General features: G+C 53.3%; 19 protein-coding genes and 1 tRNA gene. 14 read left to right on the top strand and 6 right to left on the bottom strand.

Annotated elements, in window-relative coordinates; translation table 11 throughout:
• Nucleotides 1–154: 154 nt before the first annotated feature.
• The 7 genes from MKY74_RS03055 (at nucleotide 155) to MKY74_RS03025 (ending at nucleotide 8,110) form a co-directional block, all read left to right on the top strand.
• Nucleotides 155–1,693 carry a methyl-accepting chemotaxis protein gene (locus MKY74_RS03055; RefSeq protein WP_076173170.1) on the top strand — a complete coding sequence of 513 codons (1,539 nt, stop codon included), beginning with the start codon at nucleotides 155–157 and terminating at the stop codon, nucleotides 1,691–1,693.
• Nucleotides 1,694–1,879: 186 nt separating this feature from the next.
• Nucleotides 1,880–2,635 (top strand): SIMPL domain-containing protein, encoded by a 756-nt coding sequence (locus MKY74_RS03050; RefSeq protein WP_076173169.1) that lies wholly within the window; start codon nucleotides 1,880–1,882, stop codon nucleotides 2,633–2,635.
• Nucleotides 2,636–2,919: 284 nt separating this feature from the next.
• Nucleotides 2,920–3,894 carry an ABC transporter ATP-binding protein gene (locus tag MKY74_RS03045; RefSeq protein ID WP_279628491.1) on the top strand — a complete coding sequence of 325 codons (975 nt, stop codon included), beginning with the start codon at nucleotides 2,920–2,922 and terminating at the stop codon, nucleotides 3,892–3,894.
• Complete coding sequence (locus MKY74_RS03040; RefSeq protein ID WP_076173167.1) at nucleotides 3,891–4,742, top strand: ABC transporter permease; 852 nt, start codon at nucleotides 3,891–3,893, stop codon at nucleotides 4,740–4,742. The genes MKY74_RS03045 and MKY74_RS03040 overlap by 4 nt, the downstream gene beginning before the upstream one ends.
• Entirely contained in the window at nucleotides 4,739–5,545 is an 807-nt protein-coding gene (locus tag MKY74_RS03035) for an ABC transporter permease (protein ID WP_076173166.1), read from the top strand. The genes MKY74_RS03040 and MKY74_RS03035 overlap by 4 nt, the downstream gene beginning before the upstream one ends.
• Before the next feature lie 99 nt (nucleotides 5,546–5,644).
• Nucleotides 5,645–6,682, top strand: a complete 1,038-nt coding sequence (locus tag MKY74_RS03030) for a polyamine ABC transporter substrate-binding protein (RefSeq protein WP_373319031.1) — start codon at nucleotides 5,645–5,647, stop codon at nucleotides 6,680–6,682.
• A gap of 324 nt (nucleotides 6,683–7,006) precedes the next feature.
• Nucleotides 7,007–8,110, top strand: coding sequence for a PdaC/SigV domain-containing protein (locus tag MKY74_RS03025; RefSeq protein ID WP_076173163.1), 1,104 nt, complete (start codon nucleotides 7,007–7,009; stop codon nucleotides 8,108–8,110).
• Between the two features lie 154 nt (nucleotides 8,111–8,264).
• Here MKY74_RS03025 and MKY74_RS03020 read toward each other — a convergent pair whose 3' ends face one another.
• From MKY74_RS03020 to MKY74_RS02995, 6 genes are all read right to left on the bottom strand, one after another.
• Nucleotides 8,265–9,707: an MFS transporter gene (locus tag MKY74_RS03020; protein WP_208629360.1), complete on the bottom strand. Its 1,443-nt coding sequence runs from the start codon at nucleotides 9,705–9,707 to the stop codon at nucleotides 8,265–8,267.
• A 222-nt stretch (nucleotides 9,708–9,929) separates the two neighbouring features.
• The gene (gene nrdF, locus MKY74_RS03015) at nucleotides 9,930–10,886 is read right to left on the bottom strand and encodes a class 1b ribonucleoside-diphosphate reductase subunit beta (RefSeq protein WP_076173161.1); all 957 of its coding nucleotides are present in this window, start codon (nucleotides 10,884–10,886) and stop codon (nucleotides 9,930–9,932) included.
• A gap of 78 nt (nucleotides 10,887–10,964) precedes the next feature.
• Nucleotides 10,965–13,049, bottom strand: coding sequence for a class 1b ribonucleoside-diphosphate reductase subunit alpha (gene nrdE, locus MKY74_RS03010; RefSeq protein WP_076173160.1), 2,085 nt, complete (start codon nucleotides 13,047–13,049; stop codon nucleotides 10,965–10,967).
• On the bottom strand, nucleotides 13,036–13,395 hold the full coding sequence (gene nrdI, locus MKY74_RS03005) for a class Ib ribonucleoside-diphosphate reductase assembly flavoprotein NrdI (RefSeq protein WP_076173159.1): 360 nt from the start codon (nucleotides 13,393–13,395) through the stop codon (nucleotides 13,036–13,038). Before nrdI ends, nrdE begins: the two co-directional genes overlap by 14 nt.
• A 426-nt stretch (nucleotides 13,396–13,821) precedes the next feature.
• Nucleotides 13,822–14,418 carry an ATP-dependent Clp endopeptidase proteolytic subunit ClpP gene (gene clpP / locus MKY74_RS03000; RefSeq protein ID WP_076173158.1) on the bottom strand — a complete coding sequence of 199 codons (597 nt, stop codon included), beginning with the start codon at nucleotides 14,416–14,418 and terminating at the stop codon, nucleotides 13,822–13,824.
• Nucleotides 14,419–14,626: 208 nt separating this feature from the next.
• Nucleotides 14,627–14,701 (bottom strand) — tRNA-Arg (locus tag MKY74_RS02995).
• Nucleotides 14,702–14,941: 240 nt separating this feature from the next.
• Between MKY74_RS02995 and MKY74_RS02990 the strand changes: the two genes are divergently transcribed.
• The 7 genes from MKY74_RS02990 to secG all read left to right on the top strand — a co-directional run bounded on the left by MKY74_RS02990 (nucleotide 14,942) and on the right by secG (nucleotide 22,877).
• Nucleotides 14,942–15,979, top strand: a complete 1,038-nt coding sequence (locus MKY74_RS02990) for a sugar-binding transcriptional regulator (RefSeq protein ID WP_076173157.1) — start codon at nucleotides 14,942–14,944, stop codon at nucleotides 15,977–15,979.
• A 79-nt stretch (nucleotides 15,980–16,058) separates the two neighbouring features.
• The gene (gap, locus tag MKY74_RS02985; RefSeq protein ID WP_076173156.1) at nucleotides 16,059–17,069 is read left to right on the top strand and encodes a type I glyceraldehyde-3-phosphate dehydrogenase; all 1,011 of its coding nucleotides are present in this window, start codon (nucleotides 16,059–16,061) and stop codon (nucleotides 17,067–17,069) included.
• Between the two features lie 196 nt (nucleotides 17,070–17,265).
• On the top strand, nucleotides 17,266–18,447 hold the full coding sequence (locus MKY74_RS02980; protein WP_076173225.1) for a phosphoglycerate kinase: 1,182 nt from the start codon (nucleotides 17,266–17,268) through the stop codon (nucleotides 18,445–18,447).
• A gap of 63 nt (nucleotides 18,448–18,510) precedes the next feature.
• Entirely contained in the window at nucleotides 18,511–19,263 is a 753-nt protein-coding gene (gene tpiA / locus MKY74_RS02975; protein WP_076173155.1) for a triose-phosphate isomerase, read from the top strand.
• A 1-nt stretch (nucleotide 19,264) separates the two neighbouring features.
• Nucleotides 19,265–20,809 carry a 2,3-bisphosphoglycerate-independent phosphoglycerate mutase gene (gene gpmI, locus MKY74_RS02970; protein WP_076173154.1) on the top strand — a complete coding sequence of 515 codons (1,545 nt, stop codon included), beginning with the start codon at nucleotides 19,265–19,267 and terminating at the stop codon, nucleotides 20,807–20,809.
• A 202-nt stretch (nucleotides 20,810–21,011) separates the two neighbouring features.
• Nucleotides 21,012–22,298, top strand: a complete 1,287-nt coding sequence (gene eno, locus MKY74_RS02965; RefSeq protein ID WP_076173153.1) for a phosphopyruvate hydratase — start codon at nucleotides 21,012–21,014, stop codon at nucleotides 22,296–22,298.
• A 345-nt stretch (nucleotides 22,299–22,643) separates the two neighbouring features.
• Entirely contained in the window at nucleotides 22,644–22,877 is a 234-nt protein-coding gene (gene secG, locus MKY74_RS02960) for a preprotein translocase subunit SecG (protein WP_076173152.1), read from the top strand.
• Nucleotides 22,878–22,911 lie beyond the last annotated feature (34 nt).

Here is a 22,911-nt window from a genome sequence, read left to right as displayed (position 1 = left end):
GGGCGGGCTGTTTTTTGCTGTCTGGCGGGATCTGGGACGATTTGGCTCATATAAAAATAAATCTGCCGTCCGATATCATAGCTATAGCCGTTCATGCAAGCGGCGGCAGCGGGGAAGCCCGGATGCATTTATTTTGATAAAGAGGGGTCAACGTATGGGGAAATGGAACAGTACCACAACCAACACAGATGATGCTGAAGGATCGGGGAAACGACGGAGGCTGACGATCGCGGAGCGGGACGCAATGGGCAGAAACCGGATTCTGCTGATCGCGATTCTGATCTCCACGCTGATGGCTGTGTCCACGGTCAAGCTGGGAAGCCTCGATAATCTGACGAGTCTCAACAACTTAAGCTTCTTGATTGATTTGGTAGTTCTGCTGGTAATGGTGTACAGCCAAGTCCGGCGTAAGCTGATTCATCAGGCGGCCGTTATTGCCATTACGGGGGTGGCCCTGACGATCCTCATTCAGGCGTTGGATTCCACCAGCCCGAGCAGCTTGTTTTCCATATACTATTTGCTCGTGTTGGCGCTGATCACCTTGCGTATTATATTAACCTCGATCACGATGCTGTACGGCTTGGGGTTGATGCTCTACCTGTGCCTGCAAAAGGCTGATGAGGTTCAGCTCGGAACCGGTTCGAAGGACGGACCTTTAACGGTCATCATTATGTATGCGCTTGTATGCGTCATGGTGTTCCTGCTGCTGCGGGTGACCCGGTCCTTGATGAACAATATGAAAGCGGCAAGCGATCAGACCGAGCGGCTGCTGGCCGAGCAGAAGGAACAAAAGGAACACGTGCTGGGCAGCGTGGCTGCGGTGACCGGCAGCATCGACGACCTGACGCAGGCGGTCGAGGATAATACCGCCTCGTTCCAGCAGATGAACGTCGCCTTTCAGGAGATATCGGGCGGGGCATCATCCCAGGTGGATTCCACCTATGCCATTAACGAGTCCATTAAGCAGATGAACGAGATGATCAAGCAGATGTCCAGCTCGACGGATACGCTGCTGAGCCAGACAGGTACGGCTAACCGGCTGTCGGAATCCGGTAAGGACAAAGTGGAGCAGCTGAATGAAGCGATTATCGAATTCAAGGAAGAAATCGGCGCCATGTCGCAGGATATCCAGAGCTTGACCGGAAAGGTTCATGAAACGACGCAGTTCAGCCAGACCATTCAGGAGATTGCGAACCAGACCAACCTGCTGTCGCTGAACGCCAGCATCGAGGCGGCACGGGCAGGCGAGCATGGACAAGGTTTTGCCGTGGTCGCCAGGGAAATCCGCAAGCTGGCGGAGAATGCCTCGGACTCGGCGGAGAAAATTTCGCTCCAGCTTCACAGCTTCTCCGAGCTGATGAGCGACACCCTGATGCGGATGGATCAGGTTGCGGAGCGGATGCAGAAGAGCAGCGAGATGACGCATGAGACGTACGAAGCCTTTGAATCCATAAAAGAATCGGTGGCCGGACTGCTCCAGATTTCCGACGGGTACCGCGGATTGCTTCACGAAGTGGAGACGTTCTCGGGTTCCATTGACGAGTCCACTTCGCATCTCGCGTCGGTGAACGAGCAAACGTCGGCGACGCTGCAGGAATTGTCGGCCACATTGCAGTCCCTCCTCGGCAACAATGAGCAGAGCCTGGCCGGCATTAAGGAAGCGCAGAGCCACTTGAAATCGATCGTCAGCTGACCGTTTCATAGGCAAAAGATTATTTTTCTAACATGTGCAACATTTAACAGTCCCCTACGTCTAGTAGACAAATACAGTTGGAAGGTGAGGGCGGCTGCGCAGGCGGTTTGACCTACAGGCTGCGTCCGTGCTTGCACTTTCGGCTATATGGATACACTGGAAGTATATAAAGGGAGGCTGAAGGTAATGAAAACATGGCTGAAACCGGTAGGTTCCGTGCTGATCGCAGGAGCGCTCTTGGCTGGAGGTGCGGGCGTCACCGGACTGGGTGGCTCGACCACCGTCTATGCGGACCAGGATGTACAGCGCAATGTCATCAATGTTGTGGGCAAAGGTGAGATTTCGGTCAAGCCGGATATCGCATACTTGTCGATTGGTGTGGACTCGCAGGCGGCAACGGCACAAAGCGCGCAAAAGGCAACGGCAGACAAAATCCAAAAGATCACCGCGCTGCTGAAGACGACGTGGAAAATCGAAGACAAAGATATCAAGAGCACCACGTTCTATGTGCAGCCGAACTACACCTACAACGAGAAGGACGGACAAAAAGTGACGGGCTATACGGCCCACCATACGCTGCAGGTATCGTACCGCGACCTGTCCAAGGTTGGACAGCTGCTTGACGCCGCTTCCGGTGCGGGTGCCAACAACATTGAAAGCGTACAGTTCTCTGTTGAGAACCGTGACCAATATGAGTCACAAGTGATTGAGAAGGCAATGGCTAACGCTGATCTGAAAGCGGGCGCCATTGCCAAGGCCGCCAAGCGTCAGCTGGGAGTGGTTCTGGTCGTGAGCCAGGGCGATGCGCAGAACCCAATCATTTATGCCGAATCTTCCATGGCCAAAATGGCTGCGGACAGCAACGCCGGCAACGCCACGTCGGTGGAGCCTGGCGAAGTAAAAGTATCGACGCAGCTGAGCGTGCAGTACGAAATGAAATAAGCACGGGCTGATTTGGTCCGAGCCAAGCCGCCGTTTCGGGGACAGACGTCCCTTGAAGCGGCGGCTTTTTGCGCAGATGTGGGTCCCGATCCCCCCTTTTCCAGCGGGAAAACACAGAAAGGTATTGTACCAAGGGTCAAAAAACGTTATAGTGAATATGCGAAAATTTGTACATGCAGCAACAGTTTAAACAACTTCCGTTGAATCGTAACGGGGAAAAATAATTTACCGAAAAAGCCATACCCATGGATATGGCTTTTTTCTTAGTAATGGATAAGGGGTTGATGCATATGATTGAACTTGTCCAGATTGAGAAGCAATTTGAAGGACAAGTTGTCGTGCATCCGCTGTCACTGAACATTGAAGAAGGGGAATTCCTGACTCTGCTCGGGCCTAGCGGCTGCGGTAAGACGACCATACTACGCATGATTGCCGGATTCGAACAGCCGACTCACGGCGAGATTATCCTGGAAGGGCAGAACGTCACGAAGCTTCCGCCTAACCAGCGGGATTTGAACCTGGTGTTCCAGCACTACGCGCTGTTCCCGCATATGACCGTCGGAGACAATATCGCCTTCGGTTTGAAAATGAAAAAGCTGCCCCAGGCAGAGCAAAAAGCACGGGTTGCTGAAGCCGTCCAGATGACGCAGCTAACCGCGCTTACTTCGCGTTATCCGCATCAGCTGTCCGGCGGACAGCAGCAGCGGGTGGCCATCGCGAGGGCAATCGCGAACAAGCCCAAAGTGCTCCTGCTCGACGAGCCGCTGGGCGCGCTCGACCTGCAGCTGCGCAAGAGCCTGCAGTCTGAGCTGAAGCATCTGCAGCGCTCGCTGGGCATTACCTTTGTGTATGTCACGCACGACCAGGAGGAAGCAATGATGCTGTCCGACCGGATCGTGATCATGAACAGCGGCAAAGTCGAGCAGATCGGCACGCCGAAGGACATCTATGCCGCGCCGAAGACGCTTTTCGCCGCGACTTTCGTCGGGGAGAACAACATTTTCAGTTCCGGTTCGGAGCTGTTTGCCGTACGGCCGGAGAAGCTGCGTCCAAAACGGGAAACCGAAGGGGTCCGCAAGACCGGAGTCATTCAGGATGTGCTGTATCTTGGCAACGTTCATAAGCTAACCGTCCAGCTCGATGGCGAACCGATGATGGTGACGATCGCTCTGGACTTCGAAGATGAGATCGTTTGGAAGGTTGGGCAGCGGATCGGGGTGGACTGGAATCAGCGGGATGAGGTGGTCATCGGGGCATGAGACGATCCAAGCTGCTGATTACGCCGGTTCTGCTGTGGCTGGCGCTGTTTCTGCTCGTCCCGATGGTGATCGTCGTGGTCATGTCATTGATGAGCCGCGACACACTGGGCAATGTTGTCTTTCATTTCTCGCTGAACGGGTATAAAACCTTTTTCGACTCTCTGTATCTCGGCATCTATTGGGATACGTTAGTGCTGTCGGTGGTGACGACCGTCGTATGCTTGTTGGTCAGCTACCCGCTTGCTTATTTTATCGCCAATGCCTCTCCAAGGGTGCAGACCTGGGGACTGGTGCTCATCACGATTCCGTTCTGGATCAACTTCCTGATCCGGACGTACGCCTGGGTGCTGCTGCTGCGCACGCAGGGCGTGGTGAATACGCTGCTGATCCATTTTGGATGGATTCAGGAGCCGCTGCAAATGCTGTATACCAAAGGCGCGGTGCTGCTTGGCATGGTCTACAACTTCATTCCGTTCATGGTGCTGCCGATTTACGTCGCGCTGGAACAGATGGACAAGCGGCTGCTGGATGCGGCCAGCGACCTGGGGGCTACCCGCTGGAAAGCGTTCCGGCACATCACGCTGCCGCAGAGTAAGTCCGGGATTATGACCGGCTGCGTGCTCGTCTATGTCTCTACAACGGGGATGTTCGTCGTCACGGATATTCTCGGCGGTGCCAAGTCGACGATGATCAGCAACATCATCCAGCAGCAGTATCTGGGAGCGCGCAACTGGCCGTTTGGCTCGGCGCTGTCCGTGATTTTCGTCATCACGTCCCTCATTCTGATCCTGCTGTTTAACCGGGCGATGCAGTCCCGGGCGGACCGAGCGAAGGAGGGGAAAGCATGAAGAGAAAAAGTCATCCCCTGCTGGGGATTCACTCCGTGCTGATGATGATCTTTATTTATGTGCCGATCCTGCTGATTATTATTTATTCATTTAATAACACGAGGCTCAGCGGGGACTGGGAAGGGTTTACGTTCGACTGGTACGCCTCGCTGATGACCGATGACCACGTGCTTGAAGCGCTCATGAACAGCTTGACCGTCGGGATCGTATCCACGATCGTAGCGACGCTGCTTGGAACCGTGGGAGCTTTGTCTTTGCGAGGGCTTGGCCGGCGATGGAAGGGCAGCATGAACGGACTCATGTACCTGCCCGTCATTATTCCCGACATCATCATGGGGCTGTCGCTGCTGGTACTGTTCAACCAGATGCATGTTCCGCTGGGTAAAGCGACGGTCATTATCGCCCATATCACGTTCAGCATGTCTTACGTCTATGTCGTGGTGACGGCCCGCCTTGCGGGAATGGGCAAGCAGCTGGAGGAAGCGGCCGCCGACCTTGGCGCCACCCCTTGGCAGACGTTCCGCCATGTAACGTGGCCGCAAATTTTCCCGGGCGTCATCTCGGGGGCGCTGATCGCGTTTACGATGTCACTGGACGACTTTATGGTCAGCTTCTTCGTAGCCGGGCCAAGCTCGACTACGCTGCCGATTTATATTTACGGCCAGGTGAAGCGGGGAATCTCGCCGGAAATTAACGCACTCTGTACGCTGCTGATCGTGGTGAGCGTCGTGCTGATTTTGCTGGCGCAGTTTTTCCTCAACCGCGGCAAGGGCCAGAAGAAGCATAAAATGCTGCCGATTTAACGCAGCTGCAAGATATGGAACTGTTGATTGAACTTCAGGATATGGACTACACGCTATAAGGAGAAAGAGAGGAGATATGTTACTGTGAAAAGAAAGGGTATCGCCGGTCTCGTACTGGCTGGGGCACTCGCCCTCGTGTCGGTTGCATCCCTGGGAGGATGCTCATCTTCCAAGGAGACGCTTCATATTTACAGCTGGGCTGATAATTTTGACGAGCAGGTGCTCAAGGACTTCGAGAGTAAATTCAACGTCAAGGTTACGTATGACAACTATGCGAACAACGAGGATTTGCTGGCCAAAATCAAGGCGGGCGGCGGCGGATACGATCTGATCCAGCCTTCGGACTACATGGTCCGGACGATGATCGAGAACAATCTGCTGGAACCGCTGGACAAGAACAACATTCCGAACTTCGAGAACATTCAGGAATCGCTGAAGAACCCTGATTTTGACCCGGGCAATAAATACTCGATCGTATACACTTCCGGCGTAACGGGTATCGCGTATAACAAAAAGTACGTAAAGGACACCATCGACAGCTGGGAGGATCTGTGGGACCCGAAATACAAGGGCAAGGTCCTTCTGCTGGACGACAACCGCGAAGTGATTGGCATGGCCTTGAAGAAGCAGGGGCACTCGAACAGCTCCCAGGATGAAGGCGAGATCAAGTCGGCCGTGGACGACCTGAAGAAGCTGCTGCCGAGCGTTCTTGCTTTCGACACGGATACCATCAAGCAAAAGATGATTCAGGAGGAAGGCTGGATCGGAACGGTATGGTCCGGCGACGCGGCTTTTATCGCGAAGGACAATCCGGATGTGGAATATGTCGTGCCAAAAGAGGGCGGGACGATCTTCTCGGATAACTATGCGATCCCGAAAGGGGCCGAGCATAAAGAGCTTGCCGAGAAGTTTATCAACTACATGCTTGATCCGCAGGTCAGCGCAAAGAACTATGAATCGATCGGATACAGCGATCCGAACGCCAAAGCGATGGAGTTCCACAGCGAGGAATACCGGAACAACCATATGATCAACCTCTCCGAAGAAGAGCTGGGCCGGACGGAATGGCTCGGCGACGTAAAGGATACCCTGCAGCTCTATGACCGTTACTGGACAGAGCTGAAGAGCGGACGGTAGTAAGCAGAGGCCTTACAACGACCGCTAATATCGTTTAAGAGTAATTGCCCTGTTTCGGGATCCATGCTTAAGCTGGATTCCGGAACGGGGCATTATTTTTATGACGACATGATCGCAAGGCCCGTGGCCGATCGGATGAAGAAACACAAAGTTAACGTAAAGGTTAAGAGAGTTATACTTTTGGCTGGCGTAAACGACAATACTGTAACCCCGGTTGTAAACAAATCGGCGGAGCTCTTTTTTATAATAGGGAAGTGGTGAATTTGGGTAATAAATCATATGACTAGCACAAGCAGCAATGTTTGGAGAGGAGATTGGATAGGGATGAACAAGGGAATGAAATGGGGAGCCGCGGTGCTGGCCGCAGGCGTATTGATCGGAAATGCCGGCGTGTTTGGGGGATCGCAGGTGTCGGCTGCAGCCTCAAAGCCGGTCGTAAAGCTGGCTACGCAGCCGGGAGTGGCGTTGAAATATAACGGCAAGGTGTTATCGCTGCAGGGGAAACTGGTTGACGGGGTCACCATGATTCCGGTGTCCATTTTGCGCGATGCCGCCGGTCTGCCGCTGTCTTATAATCCGGGTATCAAGACGTACACCGTCGGATCCGGGGTAACGAAGCTGAACCTGGAGGTTTCCGACTACGGGGTCAGCGCTTATATCAACGGAAGCTATGTCGGGGACAATTCGAACAACTACGAGGGCAAATTAATCGACGGCAAGCTGTACGTCCCTTTCAAGCTGCTGAACGACTATATGGGCTTCCAGGGCGTGTATAACGCGTCTTCCAAGACGTTGAGCCTGTCCAAGCGTCAGATGAACCAGGTGGCAATCTCCACCGAACTCATCAAGGCGAGCGACGCCAATGCAACGATTCTGATCCGTTATCCTCAGTTAAGCGGGCTGGCTAACGCGGACGCCCAGGAGGCGATCAACAAAGTATTTAAAGACAAGGCGGAAGCGTTCGCCACAGAAGCCAAGGCCAAGGCGAAAAAGCGCGACGCGAAGGTGGAGCACCCGTATGAGTTCGACGGAACGTTCCTGGTTACTTATAACCGCCAAGGCGTCCTGAGCATCGTGACGGATTCTTATGAATACACAGGCGGAGCTCACGGGATGACGGCTCGCGAAGGGTTTACGTTCTCGCTGAAGGACGGCAAACAGCTGACACTGGACAGCCTGCTCCACAATTCGGCCGACGCCAAGACCAAGCTGGACAAACTACTGAAGCAAAAAGCGACCAAAGACGGCTTCACAGACGGCTTCAACGGGCTGAAAAAGGACGCGGACTTCTATGTGAAGGAAAGCGGATTGACGATCTTCTTCCAACAGTATGAAATCGGGCCGTATGCCGCCGGCTTCCCGACGTATACGTTCAACTTCAGCGACCTGCTGCCGAAGGGAACGGATCCGTTCGAAGCAGCGAAATAATGGAGCCGATGCAGCTGAGATGATGTAAGCGAGTCTGATGATATAGAACATTTATCCCAACGAGCGTCGGTCAACGATCCTCAAGCGGATACTTTAAGCAGCCAAACCCCCGTTAAACCTATAACGGGGGTTTTTGCTGCGTGGCGGCAGCCGGTCATATTTTTCGTTTGCGGGGCAAAAACAAGGCGACAAGCGCGCCAAGGAGAATGCCGAGCGCCGCCAGATAAATGGCTGTCCGATTCCCCTCAGCTAATGCTTGGCGAAAAGCTTCACCCGTCAGTTGATGCGTACCCGAGTTCGCGATGGCGATCAATATGGCAAGCCCGATGGCATTGCCGATGTTTAAGGTAGTCGAGGCCATCCCGGACGCGACGCCTTGGTCCTCGGGGGCTACGCCGTCTGAAGCCGTGATCCACATGGCAGTCCAGGTGATGCCCTGGCCGATCCCGGAAATTACAAGGCCCGGAACGATCATTAGGTAGCTGCTATCCGTGTACGCACCTAATGGAATCAGTATGGTTCCGACAATTCCGATGATCATGCCGATAAGCAGTGTGCTTCGCGCCTCCAAACGGGACGCCAGCCGCTCGCCGAGCTGGGTGCCCGCGGCAATTGCCAAGGAAGGGATAATGAAGGCAAGCCCGGTTTGCAGAGCACTGTATCCGTGCACATTTTGAAATAAGGTTGTCAGGAAGTAAGGTAAGGCACCAAACGTCCCCATGTAGATGAATGTAATGACCATGCTGGCAGCCAAGCTGCGGTTACGGAAAAGATGGATCGACATTAAAGGAGCGGTACTGCGTATTTCGATCAGGGCAAAGATCGACAAGAGGATCAGGGAAAGGGCAGCACAGATGATCATTTCCGTGGAGGCCCAGCCCAATTCGGGCCCCTGGACAAGAACATATACCAAGAGAGTGGCGCCTGCGGTTACCGTGGCGGCGCCGGGAATATCGAAATAGCGCTTTTGATTCCGCCGTTTATCACGGGGAATGACGAACGGCGCGGCTAGTGCAACGATTCCTGCTAATGGAACATTCACCAAAAAGACCGCTTCCCAGCCGAATGCATTGGTCAATACCCCGCCCAGGATCGAGCCAATCGTCAGGCCGCTGGCTCCGGCCCCGCCCCATACGGCAAGAGCGCGGTTTCGGCGCGGACCTTCCTCAAACAATCGGTTGATCAGCGATAACGTGGCCGGAAACAGGAACGCCGCTCCGATACCCTGGATGGCACGGGCTATAATGATGACGAGCGGGTCCCAAGCCAAGCCTCCCAATAGCGACGAAAGGGCGTAAAGGACCAACGCAAAAATAAACATTCGCTTTTGTCCCAGCATATCGGCAGCACGCCCTCCAAGAAGCAGGAAGCCTCCGCAGAAAACCGTGTAAGCACTGACCACCCATTGCAGGGACTGTTCCGAGAAGCCAAGGCCATGTCCGATCTCAGGCAATGCGACGAAAACGATATTGATGTCGAGCCCGTAAATCAGCTGTGCTAGAGCAAGCAGTGCCAAACTCCATCCCATGCCCCGCTGCTTGACGGAAGCCATTTCGGATGTAGAGCCGCTTAGCCGAGTTTGTTGATCAGTAGACATTCGTAGTTCACCCCTATAATTCAAATTATTTTGAAATGATTGGATCGGGAACATTATATTTCAAAATAATTTGAAATGTCAACAAGAGAATTGCACTGCTGTGGATACGACAATCCCAGAAAAAAAATCCCCTCTGAGCAAACGGCAGTGGGCTTTCCTGCACTTGCCTGCTCAAAGGGGATTTTGTTATGGAGCGGAGCTCCTTCTGTTACTTGCCTGAACTTATACGTCAAACACGAAGTCGTCGTCGGACAGCGGCTCGATGTTGATCGCGCGGACGTAGCCGTTGCCTTTTTTCGAGAAGAAATCATGCTGCTTGGTGTGGGTGCTGATGCCATTGAAGACGATCGGGTTGATCGGCTCTTCCGGGAAATGCGGCTCGAAGCCGAGATTCATCAGCGCTTTGTTGGCGTTATAGCGGACATAAGTTTTCACTTCCTCCTGCAGTCCGATCGGGCTGTACAGGTCATCCGTATATTTCACCTCGTTCTGATACAGCGTCTCAAGCAGCTCGTACAGCTCCCGGCGCAGCTCCTCCTGCTCTTCGAAAGAGAACTCCTGGAACAGCTCCTGGGCCAGCGTGCCGACGTACAGGCCGTGAATGCTCTCGTCGCGGATGATCAGGTCGATGATTTCGCCGCTGCTGGTCATTTTGCCCTGGCCGGCCAGGTAAAGCGGATAGAAGAAGCCGCTGTAGAACAGATAGCTTTCCAGGAAGACGGAGGCGGCCATCGCCTTGTAGAGATCGCGCTTGGATTGAATGTTCGCGTACCAGGATTCGATGCTCTTCGCTTTGAACTGCAGCTGCTCGTTGTCCTCCACCCAGCGGAAAATGGCGTCGATCTCCTCCGTCGAGGCGAGCGTGGTGAAAATGCTGCTGTACGATTTGGCGTGGATTTGCTCCATCATCGACATGAAGCCGAGCACGGCTTTGCGCTGCAGGCCTTCCACATGCTCCAAAATTTTCGGCATGCCGACGCCGCCCTGCAGCGTATCCAGCAGCGTCAGTCCGCCAAGAACATGCTTGTAGGCGGTGCGCTCCTCGTCGGTCATTTTGATCCAGTCCATTTTATCGTCGGACAAAGGGATTTCGTCGTCGGTCCAAAACTGCATGATGTTCTGCTGCCAGAACATGAGCGTAAAATCGTCATCGGGCCGGTTCCAGTTTACTGCTTTCATCAGACCATTGCTCCTTTTATAGAAGAAGGCGACAGGGGCTGTTCAAGCCCCCGCCGTCGCCTTGCGTAATATTCGAATTTAGACAGCGCAGCTGGTGCACTCTTCGATGGACAATTTTTTCGTCCGGGTGTAGTACAGCGATTTCAGCCCTTTCTGGGCGGCGTAAATATAGAAACGGGACAATTCCCGGGTCGATACGGTGCTGTTGACGTGCAGCACGGTGGAAATGCCTTGGTCCACATGCTGCTGGATTTCCGCGATCATGTCGATCAGGCGGAACTGGTCGATATTGTAGGCCGATTTATAATACCACTGCGTTTCCGCGCTGAGGAACGGCATCGGGTAATATGTCGTCGAGTTCGCGTAGGTACGCGTTTCGATATGCTCGACGATTGGCATGACGCTGGACGTCGCGTTCTGGATGTACGAGATGCTCTGCGTCGGCGCGATCGCCAGACGGTAGGCATGGTACAGTCCGTGCTTCTGCACAAGCGCCTTGAGCTGCGCCCAGTCCTCAGGGGACGGGATCTCGATGCCTTCAAACAGCTGCTTCACACGTTCCGATTGCGGCCGGAAGTCCTTTTCGAGGTAGCGGTCAAAATAGGTACCCTTCGCGTACTCGGACTTGTCGAAATCCCGGAACGTTTCGCCGCGATCGCGCGCGATTTCCATGCTTTGCTCCAGCGAGTAGTAGTTCATCATCATGAAAAAGGTGCTCGCAAACTCGCGCGCTTCCGCGCTCTCGTATGCGATTTTGTTCTTGGCCAGGTAACCGTTCAGGTTCATGGCTCCAAGGCCGACGGAGTGCAGCTCCTTGTTGGCGAGGCTCACGCCCGGCGCGTTCTCCACGCGGGAGTGATCGCTGACGACGGTAAGGGCCTCGATGCCGACACGGACCGATTCTTTGATTTTTCCCTGCTCCATTACGTTCACGATGTTCAGCGAGGCCAGGTTGCAGCTGATGTCCCGGCGAATTACATCAGCGACACCGTAGTCGTTGATTTCCGAAGTCTCCTGCAGCTGGAAAATTTCCGTGCACAGGTTGGACATTTTGATCTGGCCGACATCCTTCAGCGCATGCACCTTGTTGGCGTTCGATTTGTTCACGATGTACGGATAACCGGACTCGAGCTGGATCGAAGCGATTTTCGTCAGCATGTCACGGGCGCTCATGACGGTTTTTTTCGTTACCTGGTCATTGGCGAGCAGCTCGTCGTACATTTCGTCCATGTCCAGGTCGTCCAGATGCTTGCCGTAGGCTTTGTACACCGAGTAAGGGCCAAAGACCACAAGCGGCTTGTTTTGGGCGGCGAGCTCGTAAAATTTATTCGGCACAATCAGCCCGATCGACAGCGTCTTGATGCGCAGCTTCTCGTCGGCGTTGATTTTCTTCGAATCAAGGAACTCGATGACATCCCAGCCGAAAATGTTATAGTATCCGGCACCCGAGCCTTTACGCTGGCCCATTTGGTCGGCATAGGAGAACGCGTCCTCCATCAGCTTCAGCACCGGCATGATGCCTTTGGCCGCTCCGGCCACGCCTTTGATCGGTTCGCCGCGCCCACGCAGCTTGGACAAATTGACGGCAACGCCGCCGCCGATTTTGGACAGCTGCATACAGGTGCCGAGCACGTAGTTGATCGAATTGAGCGAATCGTCCATTTCCAGCAGGAAGCAGGAGACCAGCTCACCGCGGCGGCTTTTGCCGGCGTTGAGGAAGGTCGGGGTCGCTGGCTGCAGCCGCTGCTCGATCATCGCTTCGGCGATACGGAGCGCTTTACCGATATTCCCTTCGCCCAAGTACAGCGCCACGATGGCGACGCGGTCCGGATACTGCTCCAGGTACTGCTTCTTGTCGTTAGTTCTCATCGCATAGTCCTTGTAGAACTTCGAGATCGCCATGTAGGACTGGAATTGGAAGTCGCTGCTCCCCGTCAGGTTGAACACGGACTCGACTTCGTCGTAGGTATAATGCTCAAACACGTTCTCATAGTAGTCGTTGCTGATCAGGTAATCCAGCTTCTCGCGCAGGGAGCCGAACTTCATCGTATCGCGCTCCACTTCCTCCATAAAGGCGGCAACCGCCTCCCGGTCCTTTTCCAATTGAAAGTAACCGTCCAATCCGCGCTGCATAATTTCGTTGTTGAGTTCAATATGCTTCAATGCTCCGCACCCTCTCTTTGAAAATCTCTGTATCCCGCATCGTTCCCGAAAGCTCAAACTTGGTGATGACCGGCACATGGTACATCTCCGATATCGTATCCGCGCTCTTGGCGAAACGAGGCCCCCAGTTCCGGTTGCCGCTGGCCGACACGCCGCGAAGCATGCGGTTGTTCTTCGACAGGAAGTTGGACACTTTCTCGGGCACCTGCCCAAAACCTGTTGTATACGTTACGAGCACGTAAGGCTCATTCACCTGCTCCTGCTCTTCGATCGGAATGGCTCTCATGTTCAGCTTGTTGACAAAGCGTCTGACATTGCCGGTCTTGGAATCATAGACGATCAGCATGATCCTTCACTCCTGAATAATGTTCTCTGCCGTGGTCACGGGCGCAAAAAAAACGTCTATTGACGTCATTGTAGATAACCACACCACATATCGTGGTCGTTATTCTTGTGATCACAGAATGGTTCAGCTTCGCTGAAAATGAAACCCCTTAATCCTAGAACTACACTGAATAGACTGGGATAGAGGGAAAATATGTTATATATACTATGCCGATGGAAATCAATATGTAGATGATATTTGGCATGTAGTAAGAATAATGCATCAATATATTGATGTGGTCAAGCCTATGAGAATCATGTTCATGGGTGCGCTTGCAGCCTGCTTGACGCCTTGAAAAACAAAAAAACAGGGAGCCTCCCGGCGATCCGTAAGCGGATCGATTCGGGGAGATTCCCTGTTTTTCTTCGGTTCCAAAGCCGCGAATATTTACACGCCTTGGATTGGAGTGCTTTCCAGAACTTTATCGATCAGTCCGTATTCCTGCGCTTCAGCTGCGCTCATGAAGTAGTCACGGTCGGTGTCTTTCTCGATGCGCTCCAGCGGCTGTCCGGTACGTTCGGACAGGATGCGGTTCAAGGTGTCGCGCATTTTCAGAATGCGGCGGGCGCGGATTTCGATATCCGTAGCCTGGCCTTGCGCACCCCCGAGCGGCTGGTGGATCATGATCTCACTGTTCGGCAGGCCGAAGCGTTTGCCCTTGGCGCCGGCGTTCAGCAGGAACGCGCCCATGGAAGCGGCCAAGCCTACGCAGATAGTAGATACGTCCGGTTTGATGAACTGCATGGTATCGAAAATCGCCATACCGGCCGTAATGGATCCGCCGGGGCTGTTAATGTACAAATGGATGTCTTTCTCCGGATCTTCGGCTGCGAGGAACAGCAGCTGGGCGATGATAGAATTGGCGACCACGTCATTGACTTCGGTGCCCAGGAAAATGATGCGGTCTTTCAGCAAACGGGAATAGATGTCGTAAGCCCGTTCACCGCGGTTGCTTTGTTCGACGACCATAGGAATATAACTCACGTGGAAAACCTCCCTTAATTGGCTCAAAATAGGTCATTCTATACATACTGTTACCGTATTAACCACATGATAAACAATTTCAAACAAAAAGTCAAAGAAAGTCAAACTCAAGGTAAAAAAAATAGCCATCTGATTGGCTGTGGTACGTTTGGTTAAAAACATAACGTAGAACGGTTACCGTTCTGCGTTCTCTTCTATTGAAGAAAAATGGCGCGCCCGCGAGGAATTGAACCTCGATCTCAGGCTTCGGAGGCCTACGTCATATCCATTGGACCACGGGCGCAAAATTCAATAGCAAGAGTTATTATATGATAGCTTGCCTCAAAATGCAAGGGTTAAGTTATTAATTTTTTTGAATCAGGAAAATGCTGTATAGGAGGAAAGGGTGATGTGAATTATAGTCAGTGGACTACTTGCAACCAGCGCCATTATTGAGTAGAATAGTGGTGGGACTTAAAACGTTGACCCGGGACATTTTAGGGCCAGGGGAGAGAGGGAAGCGAAGTTGCAGGAGTGGAAAGAAATGCGGGATATATTAGAGATACAAAAGCAGCTTCTGCCTGATCTCGTGGACGTTCTCAAGACCAGATACACCATTCTTCATCAGATCATGCTGTCGGAGCTGATCGGCCGGAGAACGCTCGCTGCATCCCTGCATATGACCGAGCGGGTGCTGCGGGCCGAGACGGATCTTCTCAAGTCCCAGGGCCTGATTGAGATCGAGAGCTCTGGGATGAGGGTCAGTGAGGCGGGAAGCAAGCTGCTCGAACAGATGGAGCCGATGGTGAAAGTGCTGTTCGGCCTCAATGATCTTGGCGAGAAGATCCGCCAGACGTACGGCTTGCGCAAAGTCGTGGTCGTGCCCGGGGATTGCGAATCGTCGCCCCTCACGAAGCGTGACTTGGGACGCGCGGGTGCCAAAGCGCTGCTTGGCGTCATGAACCAAGGGGACACCGTAGCGGTGACTGGAGGCTCAACGCTCGCCGAAGTGGCGGAGCAGCTAACGCCGCAGGCGGCCGTACCGATGAAGAACAGCTGGTTCGTGCCAGCTAGGGGCGGACTTGGCGAAAGCGTGGAGTTTCAGGCGAATACGATCGCATCCACCATGGCCAAGCGCGTCGGCGCGCAGTACCGGCTGCTGCATGTGCCGGACCTCCTGAGCGATGAAGCGTATCAGTCGCTGGTGCAGGACCGCAACATCCAGGAGATCGTGCAGGCGATCAGGCACTGCCGCATCATCATGCACGGCATCGGGGACGCGATGGAGATGACCCGCCGCAGAAGGCTGGATCCCGCCGCTGTGGAGGAGATCCGGTCGGAAGGAGCCGTAGCCGAATCCTTTGGCTACTATTTCAATGAACAAGGCGTTGTCGTTCATAAAATGATGACTTTGGGGCTGCGGCTGGAGGACATTATGCGGACCGAGACCGTCATCGGCATTGCGGGCGGCCGAAGCAAGGCCAAAGCGATCCATGCGGTGCTCAAGTTCGGCCACGAGGACATTCTGGTGGTTGACGAAGCGGCCGCTATCGAGATCTGCCGGGAAATCGACGGCGAGTAAACAACATTCTTTTTGATGTCATGACAGGTATTTACCTGTTTTGAATAAATAAAATACGAACTTTTGGGAGGACTATTCAATGAGTGTAAAAGTAGGCATTAACGGTTTTGGACGTATCGGACGACTCGCTTTCCGCCGTATTCAAAATGTGGAAGGCATCGAAGTTGTAGCCATCAACGACCTTACTGACGCTAAGATGTTGGCCCATCTGCTCAAATATGATACAACGCAAGGCACTTTCAACGGAGACATCGAAGTTCACGACGGCTTCTTCAAAGTGAACGGCAAAGAAGTTAAGGTTCTGGCGAACCGTAACCCTGAAGAACTTCCTTGGGGCGATCTTGGCGTAGACATCGTTCTCGAGTGCACAGGCTTCTTCACAACGAAAGAAGCTGCTGAGAAACACCTGAAAGGCGGCGCTAAGAAAGTTGTAATCTCCGCTCCGGCTACAGGCGACATGAAGACGATCGTATACAACGTTAACCATGAGACACTGGACGGAACTGAGACAGTTATCTCCGGCGCATCTTGCACAACGAACTGCCTGGCTCCTATGGCCAAAACGCTGAACGACAAGTTCGGTATCGTTCAAGGCTTGATGACAACGATCCACGCTTACACTGGCGACCAAAACACCCTGGACGCTCCGCATCCAAAAGGTGACTTCCGTCGTGCGCGTGCAGCTGCAGAAAACATCATTCCTAACTCCACTGGCGCTGCAAAAGCGATTGGTCTGGTTCTTCCAGAACTGCAAGGCAAACTGGACGGTGCCGCTCAACGCGTACCTGTACCAACAGGTTCCCTGACTGAGCTCGTTACAGTTCTGAACACCAAAGTAACGGCTGACGAAGTGAACGCAGCAATGAAAGAAGCTTCCGATCCAGAAACTTACGGCTACACTGAAGACGAAATCGTATCTTCCGACATCAAAGGCATCACGTTCGGTTCGCTCTTCGACGCTACTCAAACGAAAGTGTTGACTGTTGGCGACCAACAGCTGGTTAAAACTGTTGCTTGGTACGACAACGAAATGTCTTACACTTCCCAATTGGTTCGCACATTGGCATACTTCGCTAAGATCGCTAAGTAATATCGGCCATCCCATAGCGAAAACATCCCGAGCGGAAACAGGCATCCTATGTTTCCGCTCTTTAAAATATAGAATGCATAAATTTTCAGCGGAGCTGAGCCATTCTATGAATGCAAGATAAATGTCCTAACATGCTGAACTACGGGGCTGAGGAGACTGTCCCGTTAAAAATATGGGTGCGGAGGGAAACAATACGATGAACAAGAAGTCTGTACGTGATGTAGAAGTAAACGGCAAGCGCGTATTCGTGCGCGTTGATTTTAACGTGCCATTGGAAGACGGCAAAATTACTGACGATACACGGATCCGTGAAACGCTGCCAACGATCAACTACCTGATCGAGCATGGCGCGAAAGTGATTCTGGCCAGCCACATGGGACGCCCGAAAGGCGAAGTGGTAGAATCCATGCGTCTGACACCTGCGGCAGAGCGCCTGTCCGAGCTGCTCGGCAAACCGGTTGCCAAGGCTGACGAAGCAGTTGGCGACGCGGTCAAAGCGCAAGTGGAGAAGCTGAACAACGGCGACGTGCTGCTGCTTGAAAATGTCCGCTTTTACCCTGGCGAAGAGAAAAACGATCCGGAACTTGCGAAGCAGTTCGCTGAGCTGGCTGACCTGTTCGTAAACGACGCGTTTGGCGCCGCTCACCGTGCGCATGCTTCGACCGAAGGTATCGCTCATTACCTGCCGGCTGTTTCCGGCCTGCTGATGGAGAAGGAACTTTCCGTACTCGGTAAAGCACTGTCCAATCCGGAGCGTCCTTTCACAGCGATCATCGGCGGTTCCAAGGTTAAGGATAAAATCGACGTGATCGACAACCTGCTGAACATCGCGGATAACGTACTGATCGGCGGCGGCCTGTCCTATACGTTCATGAAGGCACAGGGCTATGAAATCGGTCTGTCTTTGTGCGATAATGAAAAACTGGATGTCGCGCTCGGATTTATCCAAAAAGCGAAGGATCTCGGCAAAAACTTCCTGCTTCCGGTCGACATCGTCATCGCGGACGATTTCAGCGCCAATGCGAACGTGGACATCGTAGAAGTCGGCAACATCCCAGAGAAATGGGAAGGCGTGGATATCGGGCCGAAAACCCGTGCCAAATATGCGGAGATCATCAAGAACTCCAAGCTCGTGGTATGGAACGGACCGATGGGCGTATTTGAAATCGATCCTTTCTCCAACGGTACACGTGAAGTAGCAGAAGCCTGCGCCCAAACCGAAGGCTACACCATCATCGGCGGCGGCGATTCGGCGGCAGCGGCAGAGAAATTCCATCTGGCTGACAAAATGGATCACATCTCCACCGGCGGCGGCGCATCCCTCGAGTTCATGGAAGGCAAGGCTCTCCCTGGCGTCGTGGCACTGAACGACAAGTAAGCAAGAAGCGCTGAAAGAGCGCGGAACGTACGGACCCGTAAGGACAAAAAAGGAGTGAAAAGTGTGAGAACACCTATCATCGCCGGCAACTGGAAAATGTTCAAAACCGTTCCGGAAGCCAAAACGTTTATCGAAGAAGTCAAAGGCAAAGCTGAAGTTGAAGGCGTGGAGAGCGTCATCTGCGCTCCGTTCACGAACCTTCCCGCTTTGGTGGAAGCCGTGAAAGGCACATCGATCAAAATCGGTGCGCAAAACCTGCATTTTGAAGATAACGGTGCGTTCACCGGGGAAATCAGCGGCGTGATGCTGAAAGACCTTGGCGTAGACTACGTCATTATCGGGCACTCCGAGCGCCGGCAGTACTTTGCCGAAACCGACGAGACCGTGAACAAAAAGGTTCAAGCGGCATTCCGTCATGACCTGACTCCAATCGTGTGCGTCGGCGAGAAGCTGGAAGAGCGCGAAGCCGGCCAAACGAAGGACGTCTGCAAAGTACAGACGGAAGCAGCGTTCCAAGGCTTGTCCGCAGAACAGGCGGCTCAAGTCGTTATCGCTTACGAGCCAATCTGGGCAATCGGAACCGGCAAGTCCTCGACAGCACAGGACGCTAACGAAGTGATCTCTTATATCCGCAGCCTGGTTGAAGGCCTGTATGGCAAAGAGGTAGCGGATCAGGTCCGTATCCAGTACGGCGGCAGCGTGAAGCCGGAAAACGTTAAAGAATACATGGGCCAAAGCGACATCGACGGCGCGCTCGTTGGCGGTGCCAGCCTGCAGCCGGCTTCGTTCATCCAGCTCGTTGAGGGGGCGAAGTAAGATGACCGCACCTAGACCCGTAGCACTGATCATCATGGACGGATTCGGGCTGCGCAGCACGGACGAAGGCAACGCAGTAGCGCAGGCCAAGAAACCGAACTACGACCGATTGATGGCGAAGTATCCGAACACGACGCTGACCGCTTCCGGCGAAGCGGTAGGTCTGCCGGAAGGGCAAATGGGCAACTCCGAAGTCGGCCATTTGAACATCGGCGCAGGCCGCATCGTGTACCAGGATTTGACCCGGATTTCGAAATCGATTCGCGAAGGGGAGTTTTTCAACAACCCGACGCTGGTCGAAGCGGTGCAAGCTGCAAAGAATAACAACAAGAAGCTCCATCTGTACGGCCTCTTGTCCGACGGCGGGGTACATAGCCATATCGAGCATATGTTTGCTATGCTGGACCTTGCGAAAAAAGAAGGACTGGATGAGGTTTACATCCATGCCTTCCTGGACGGACGCGACGTGGCTCCGGATTCCGGCAAGAAGTTCATCCAGGATCTGCAAGCAAAGATCAAGGAAGTCGGCATCGGCAAAATCGCCACGGTACAAGGCCGATACTATGCGATGGACCGCGATAAGCGCTGGGAACGCGTAGAGAAGTCCTACCGTGCGATTGTTTACGGGGATGGACCGAAATACACTGATCCGCTGGTTGCCGTAACGGAATCCTACAACAAGTCGGTATTCGACGAGTTTGTGGAGCCGACCGTCATCGTTGACGAGCAGGGCAACCCGGTATCGCTGGTGGAAAGCGGAGACTCCGTTGTCTTCCTGAACTTCCGCCCGGACCGCGCGATCCAGCTGTCTCAGGTGTTCACGAACAAGGACTTCCGCGGATTCGACCGCGGGCCGAAGTTCCCGGAAAACCTCCATTTCGTCTGCCTGACGCTGTTCAGCGAAACGGTGGAAGGCTACGTAGCCTACGAGCCGAAGAACCTGGACAACACGCTGGGCGAAGTGCTGGTGCAGAATAACAAGAAGCAGCTGCGCATTGCCGAAACGGAAAAATATCCGCACGTTACCTTCTTCTTCAGCGGCGGACGCGACGTCGAGCTGCCTGGAGAAACGCGCATTCTGATCAATTCGCCGAAGGTCGCCACTTATGACCTGAAGCCGGAAATGAGCGCTTATGAAGTGGCGGACGCCTGCGTGAAGGAAATTGAAGCCGAGAAGCATGATGCGATCATTCTGAACTTTGCCAACCCGGATATGGTCGGACACTCCGGTATGCTGGAACCGACGATCAAAGCGGTTGAAGTCACCGACGAGTGCATGGGCAAAGTAGTGGACGCCGTTATTGCCAAAGGCGGGGTAGCGATTATTATCGCTGACCACGGAAACGCCGACATGGTATTTGACGAAGCAGGACGCCCATTCACTGCTCATACGACGAACCCAGTGCCGTTTATTTTGACCGATGAGAACGTAACGCTGCGCGAAGGTGGCATTCTGGCCGACGTGGCGCCGACGATTCTCGATCTGATGCAGCTTCCGAAGCCTGCCGAAATGACCGGCGAATCGATGATCGCAACCCGTAAATAAGCGGAAAATTCGATTCCGGTGATCCGATACGTTATAATGGCTGTAGAAGCTGACAAGCAATATAGAATGAACTCAAGAAGTTCGTGTTGCAGGGCTTGGATAAGGTCGTTACAACAGGGTTCTCCATTCGAGACTTGAGTTCAATCTATATCATGTGGTCTGAATAACCAATTACGAATGTGGAAAAGGAGATTAGCACAAAATGACTATTATTTCTGACGTGTACGCACGCGAAGTCCTCGACTCCCGCGGTAACCCTACGGTTGAAGTTGAAGTATATCTGGAATCCGGCGGCCATGGCCGCGCCATCGTACCATCCGGCGCATCCACAGGCGCTCACGAAGCTGTAGAGCTTCGCGACGGCGACAAAGACCGTTACCTCGGCAAAGGCGTTCTGAACGCGGTGAAGAACGTGAACGAAATCATCGCTCCTGAAGTGATCGGCATGGATGCGCTCGACCAGCTCGGCATCGACAAGCTGATGATCAAACTGGACGGAACACCTAACAAAGGCAAGCTGGGCGCTAACGCCATCCTGGCTGTATCCATGGCCGTAGCCCGCGCGGCTGCTGACGCTCTGGACCTTCCGCTGTACGTATACCTCGGCGGATTCAATGCTAAACAACTGCCTGTACCAATGATGAACATCGTCAACGGCGGCGCTCATGCCGACAACAACGTCGACGTTCAAGAATTTATGGTACTGCCGGTTGGCGCTCCTACGTTCAAGGAAGCTCTCCGTACAGGTGCAGAAATCTTCCACAGCCTGAAATCCGTTCTGAAGGGCAAAGGCCTGAACACAGCGGTAGGTGACGAAGGCGGCTTTGCTCCGAACTTCACGTCCAACGAAGACGCATTGTCCTCCATTATGGAAGCTATCGAAAAAGCCGGCTACAAGCCAGGCGTTGACGTATTCCTCGGTATGGACGTTGCTTCCACTGAATTCTACAAAGATGGCAAGTACCATCTTGAAGGCGAAGGCAAATCCTACACATCCAGTGAATTCGTTGAGCTGCTCGCTTCCTGGGTTGACAAATACCCGATCATTACGATCGAAGACGGCTGCTCCGAAGACGACTGGGAAGGTTGGAAACTCCTTACCGCGAAACTCGGCGACAAGATCCAGCTCGTTGGCGACGACTTGTTCGTAACGAACACCGAGCGTCTTGAGAAAGGTATCGAAGAAGGCATCGGTAACTCCATCCTGATCAAAGTAAACCAAATCGGTACGCTGACAGAAACGTTTGATGCGATCGAAATGGCGAAACGTGCAGGATACACAGCAGTTGTCTCCCACCGTTCCGGTGAGTCCGAAGACAGCACGATCGCTGACATTGCCGTGGCAACGAATGCCGGCCAAATCAAAACCGGTGCGCCGTCCCGTACGGACCGTATTGCGAAGTACAACCAATTGCTCCGCATCGAGGACGAATTGGGCGAACTGGCGCAGTACAACGGCCTGAAGTCGTTCTACAACCTGAAAAAATAAGGCTGTACAGCCTTAAGCAAAGAGCGTTCCGGGTAACTCCGGGGCGCTCTTTTTTTTAAACACAAAGTATAAGTTTTAGCGGAGTAAGTTTCCTTGTTATGGGGTCCCCGCAAAGTATTTGGAATAGGCATCGAAGCATAAGCCTCACTTTGTGGGGCTATTTTAGCTTGTGATTGATGCCATAAACAGCGGTGCAGTGCGGGTTTAGCTTGTGTTCGCAAATAGGCTATGATACAATAAGAATGCTGTTTGTGCACGCTGGGCTGCAGTCTAAGACCGGCATAACGGAATCGAAATTTTGACATTCATATAATTGAGATGTTAAGCCATTGGGAGGTGGAACAAATGGAAATCTTGTTGAAGGTGCTGCTCGTGATTTTCTCCATCGCGTTGATCGCGATTGTTCTTTTGCAAAAAGGGAAAAGCGCGGGTCTTTCCGGGGCCATCTCCGGTGGCGCGGAACATCTATTCGGTAAAACGAAAGCACGCGGCATGGATCTCGTGCTGCAGCGCGTGACGGTTGTCGTCGCGGCATGCTTTTTTATCCTGGCCATTGTGGTGGCCGTCGTCGTCAAGTAAAGAATAGCAGCACACCAAAACCTCCGCTCTTTTT

The organism is Paenibacillus sp. FSL R5-0378 (assembly GCF_038009285.1).
Lineage (GTDB): Bacteria > Bacillota > Bacilli > Paenibacillales > Paenibacillaceae > Paenibacillus_AQ > Paenibacillus_AQ favisporus.
The sequence above is the reverse complement of the archived record's forward strand: the minus strand, read 5'-3'. Positions and strand labels throughout refer to the sequence as shown.

What these genes read in the sequence shown, in the direction of transcription:
- MKY74_RS03025 (WP_076173163.1), top strand. Translation starts at nt 7,007, where the DNA reads ATGAACAAGGGAATGAAATGGGGAGCCGCGGTGCTGGCCGCAGGCGTA.
- nrdI (WP_076173159.1), bottom strand. Translation starts at nt 13,395, where the DNA reads ATGCTGATCGTCTATGATTCCAAGACCGGCAATGTCAGACGCTTTGTC.
- gap (WP_076173156.1), top strand. Translation starts at nt 16,059, where the DNA reads ATGAGTGTAAAAGTAGGCATTAACGGTTTTGGACGTATCGGACGACTC.
- secG (WP_076173152.1), top strand. Translation starts at nt 22,644, where the DNA reads ATGGAAATCTTGTTGAAGGTGCTGCTCGTGATTTTCTCCATCGCGTTG.
- MKY74_RS03020 (WP_208629360.1), bottom strand. Translation starts at nt 9,707, where the DNA reads ATGTCTACTGATCAACAAACTCGGCTAAGCGGCTCTACATCCGAAATG.
- MKY74_RS03035 (WP_076173166.1), top strand. Translation starts at nt 4,739, where the DNA reads ATGAAGAGAAAAAGTCATCCCCTGCTGGGGATTCACTCCGTGCTGATG.
- MKY74_RS02980 (WP_076173225.1), top strand. Translation starts at nt 17,266, where the DNA reads ATGAACAAGAAGTCTGTACGTGATGTAGAAGTAAACGGCAAGCGCGTA.
- MKY74_RS03040 (WP_076173167.1), top strand. Translation starts at nt 3,891, where the DNA reads ATGAGACGATCCAAGCTGCTGATTACGCCGGTTCTGCTGTGGCTGGCG.
- MKY74_RS03045 (WP_279628491.1), top strand. Translation starts at nt 2,920, where the DNA reads ATGCATATGATTGAACTTGTCCAGATTGAGAAGCAATTTGAAGGACAA.
- eno (WP_076173153.1), top strand. Translation starts at nt 21,012, where the DNA reads ATGACTATTATTTCTGACGTGTACGCACGCGAAGTCCTCGACTCCCGC.
- MKY74_RS03055 (WP_076173170.1), top strand. Translation starts at nt 155, where the DNA reads ATGGGGAAATGGAACAGTACCACAACCAACACAGATGATGCTGAAGGA.
- nrdF (WP_076173161.1), bottom strand. Translation starts at nt 10,886, where the DNA reads ATGAAAGCAGTAAACTGGAACCGGCCCGATGACGATTTTACGCTCATG.
- gpmI (WP_076173154.1), top strand. Translation starts at nt 19,265, where the DNA reads ATGACCGCACCTAGACCCGTAGCACTGATCATCATGGACGGATTCGGG.
- MKY74_RS02990 (WP_076173157.1), top strand. Translation starts at nt 14,942, where the DNA reads ATGCGGGATATATTAGAGATACAAAAGCAGCTTCTGCCTGATCTCGTG.
- MKY74_RS03050 (WP_076173169.1), top strand. Translation starts at nt 1,880, where the DNA reads ATGAAAACATGGCTGAAACCGGTAGGTTCCGTGCTGATCGCAGGAGCG.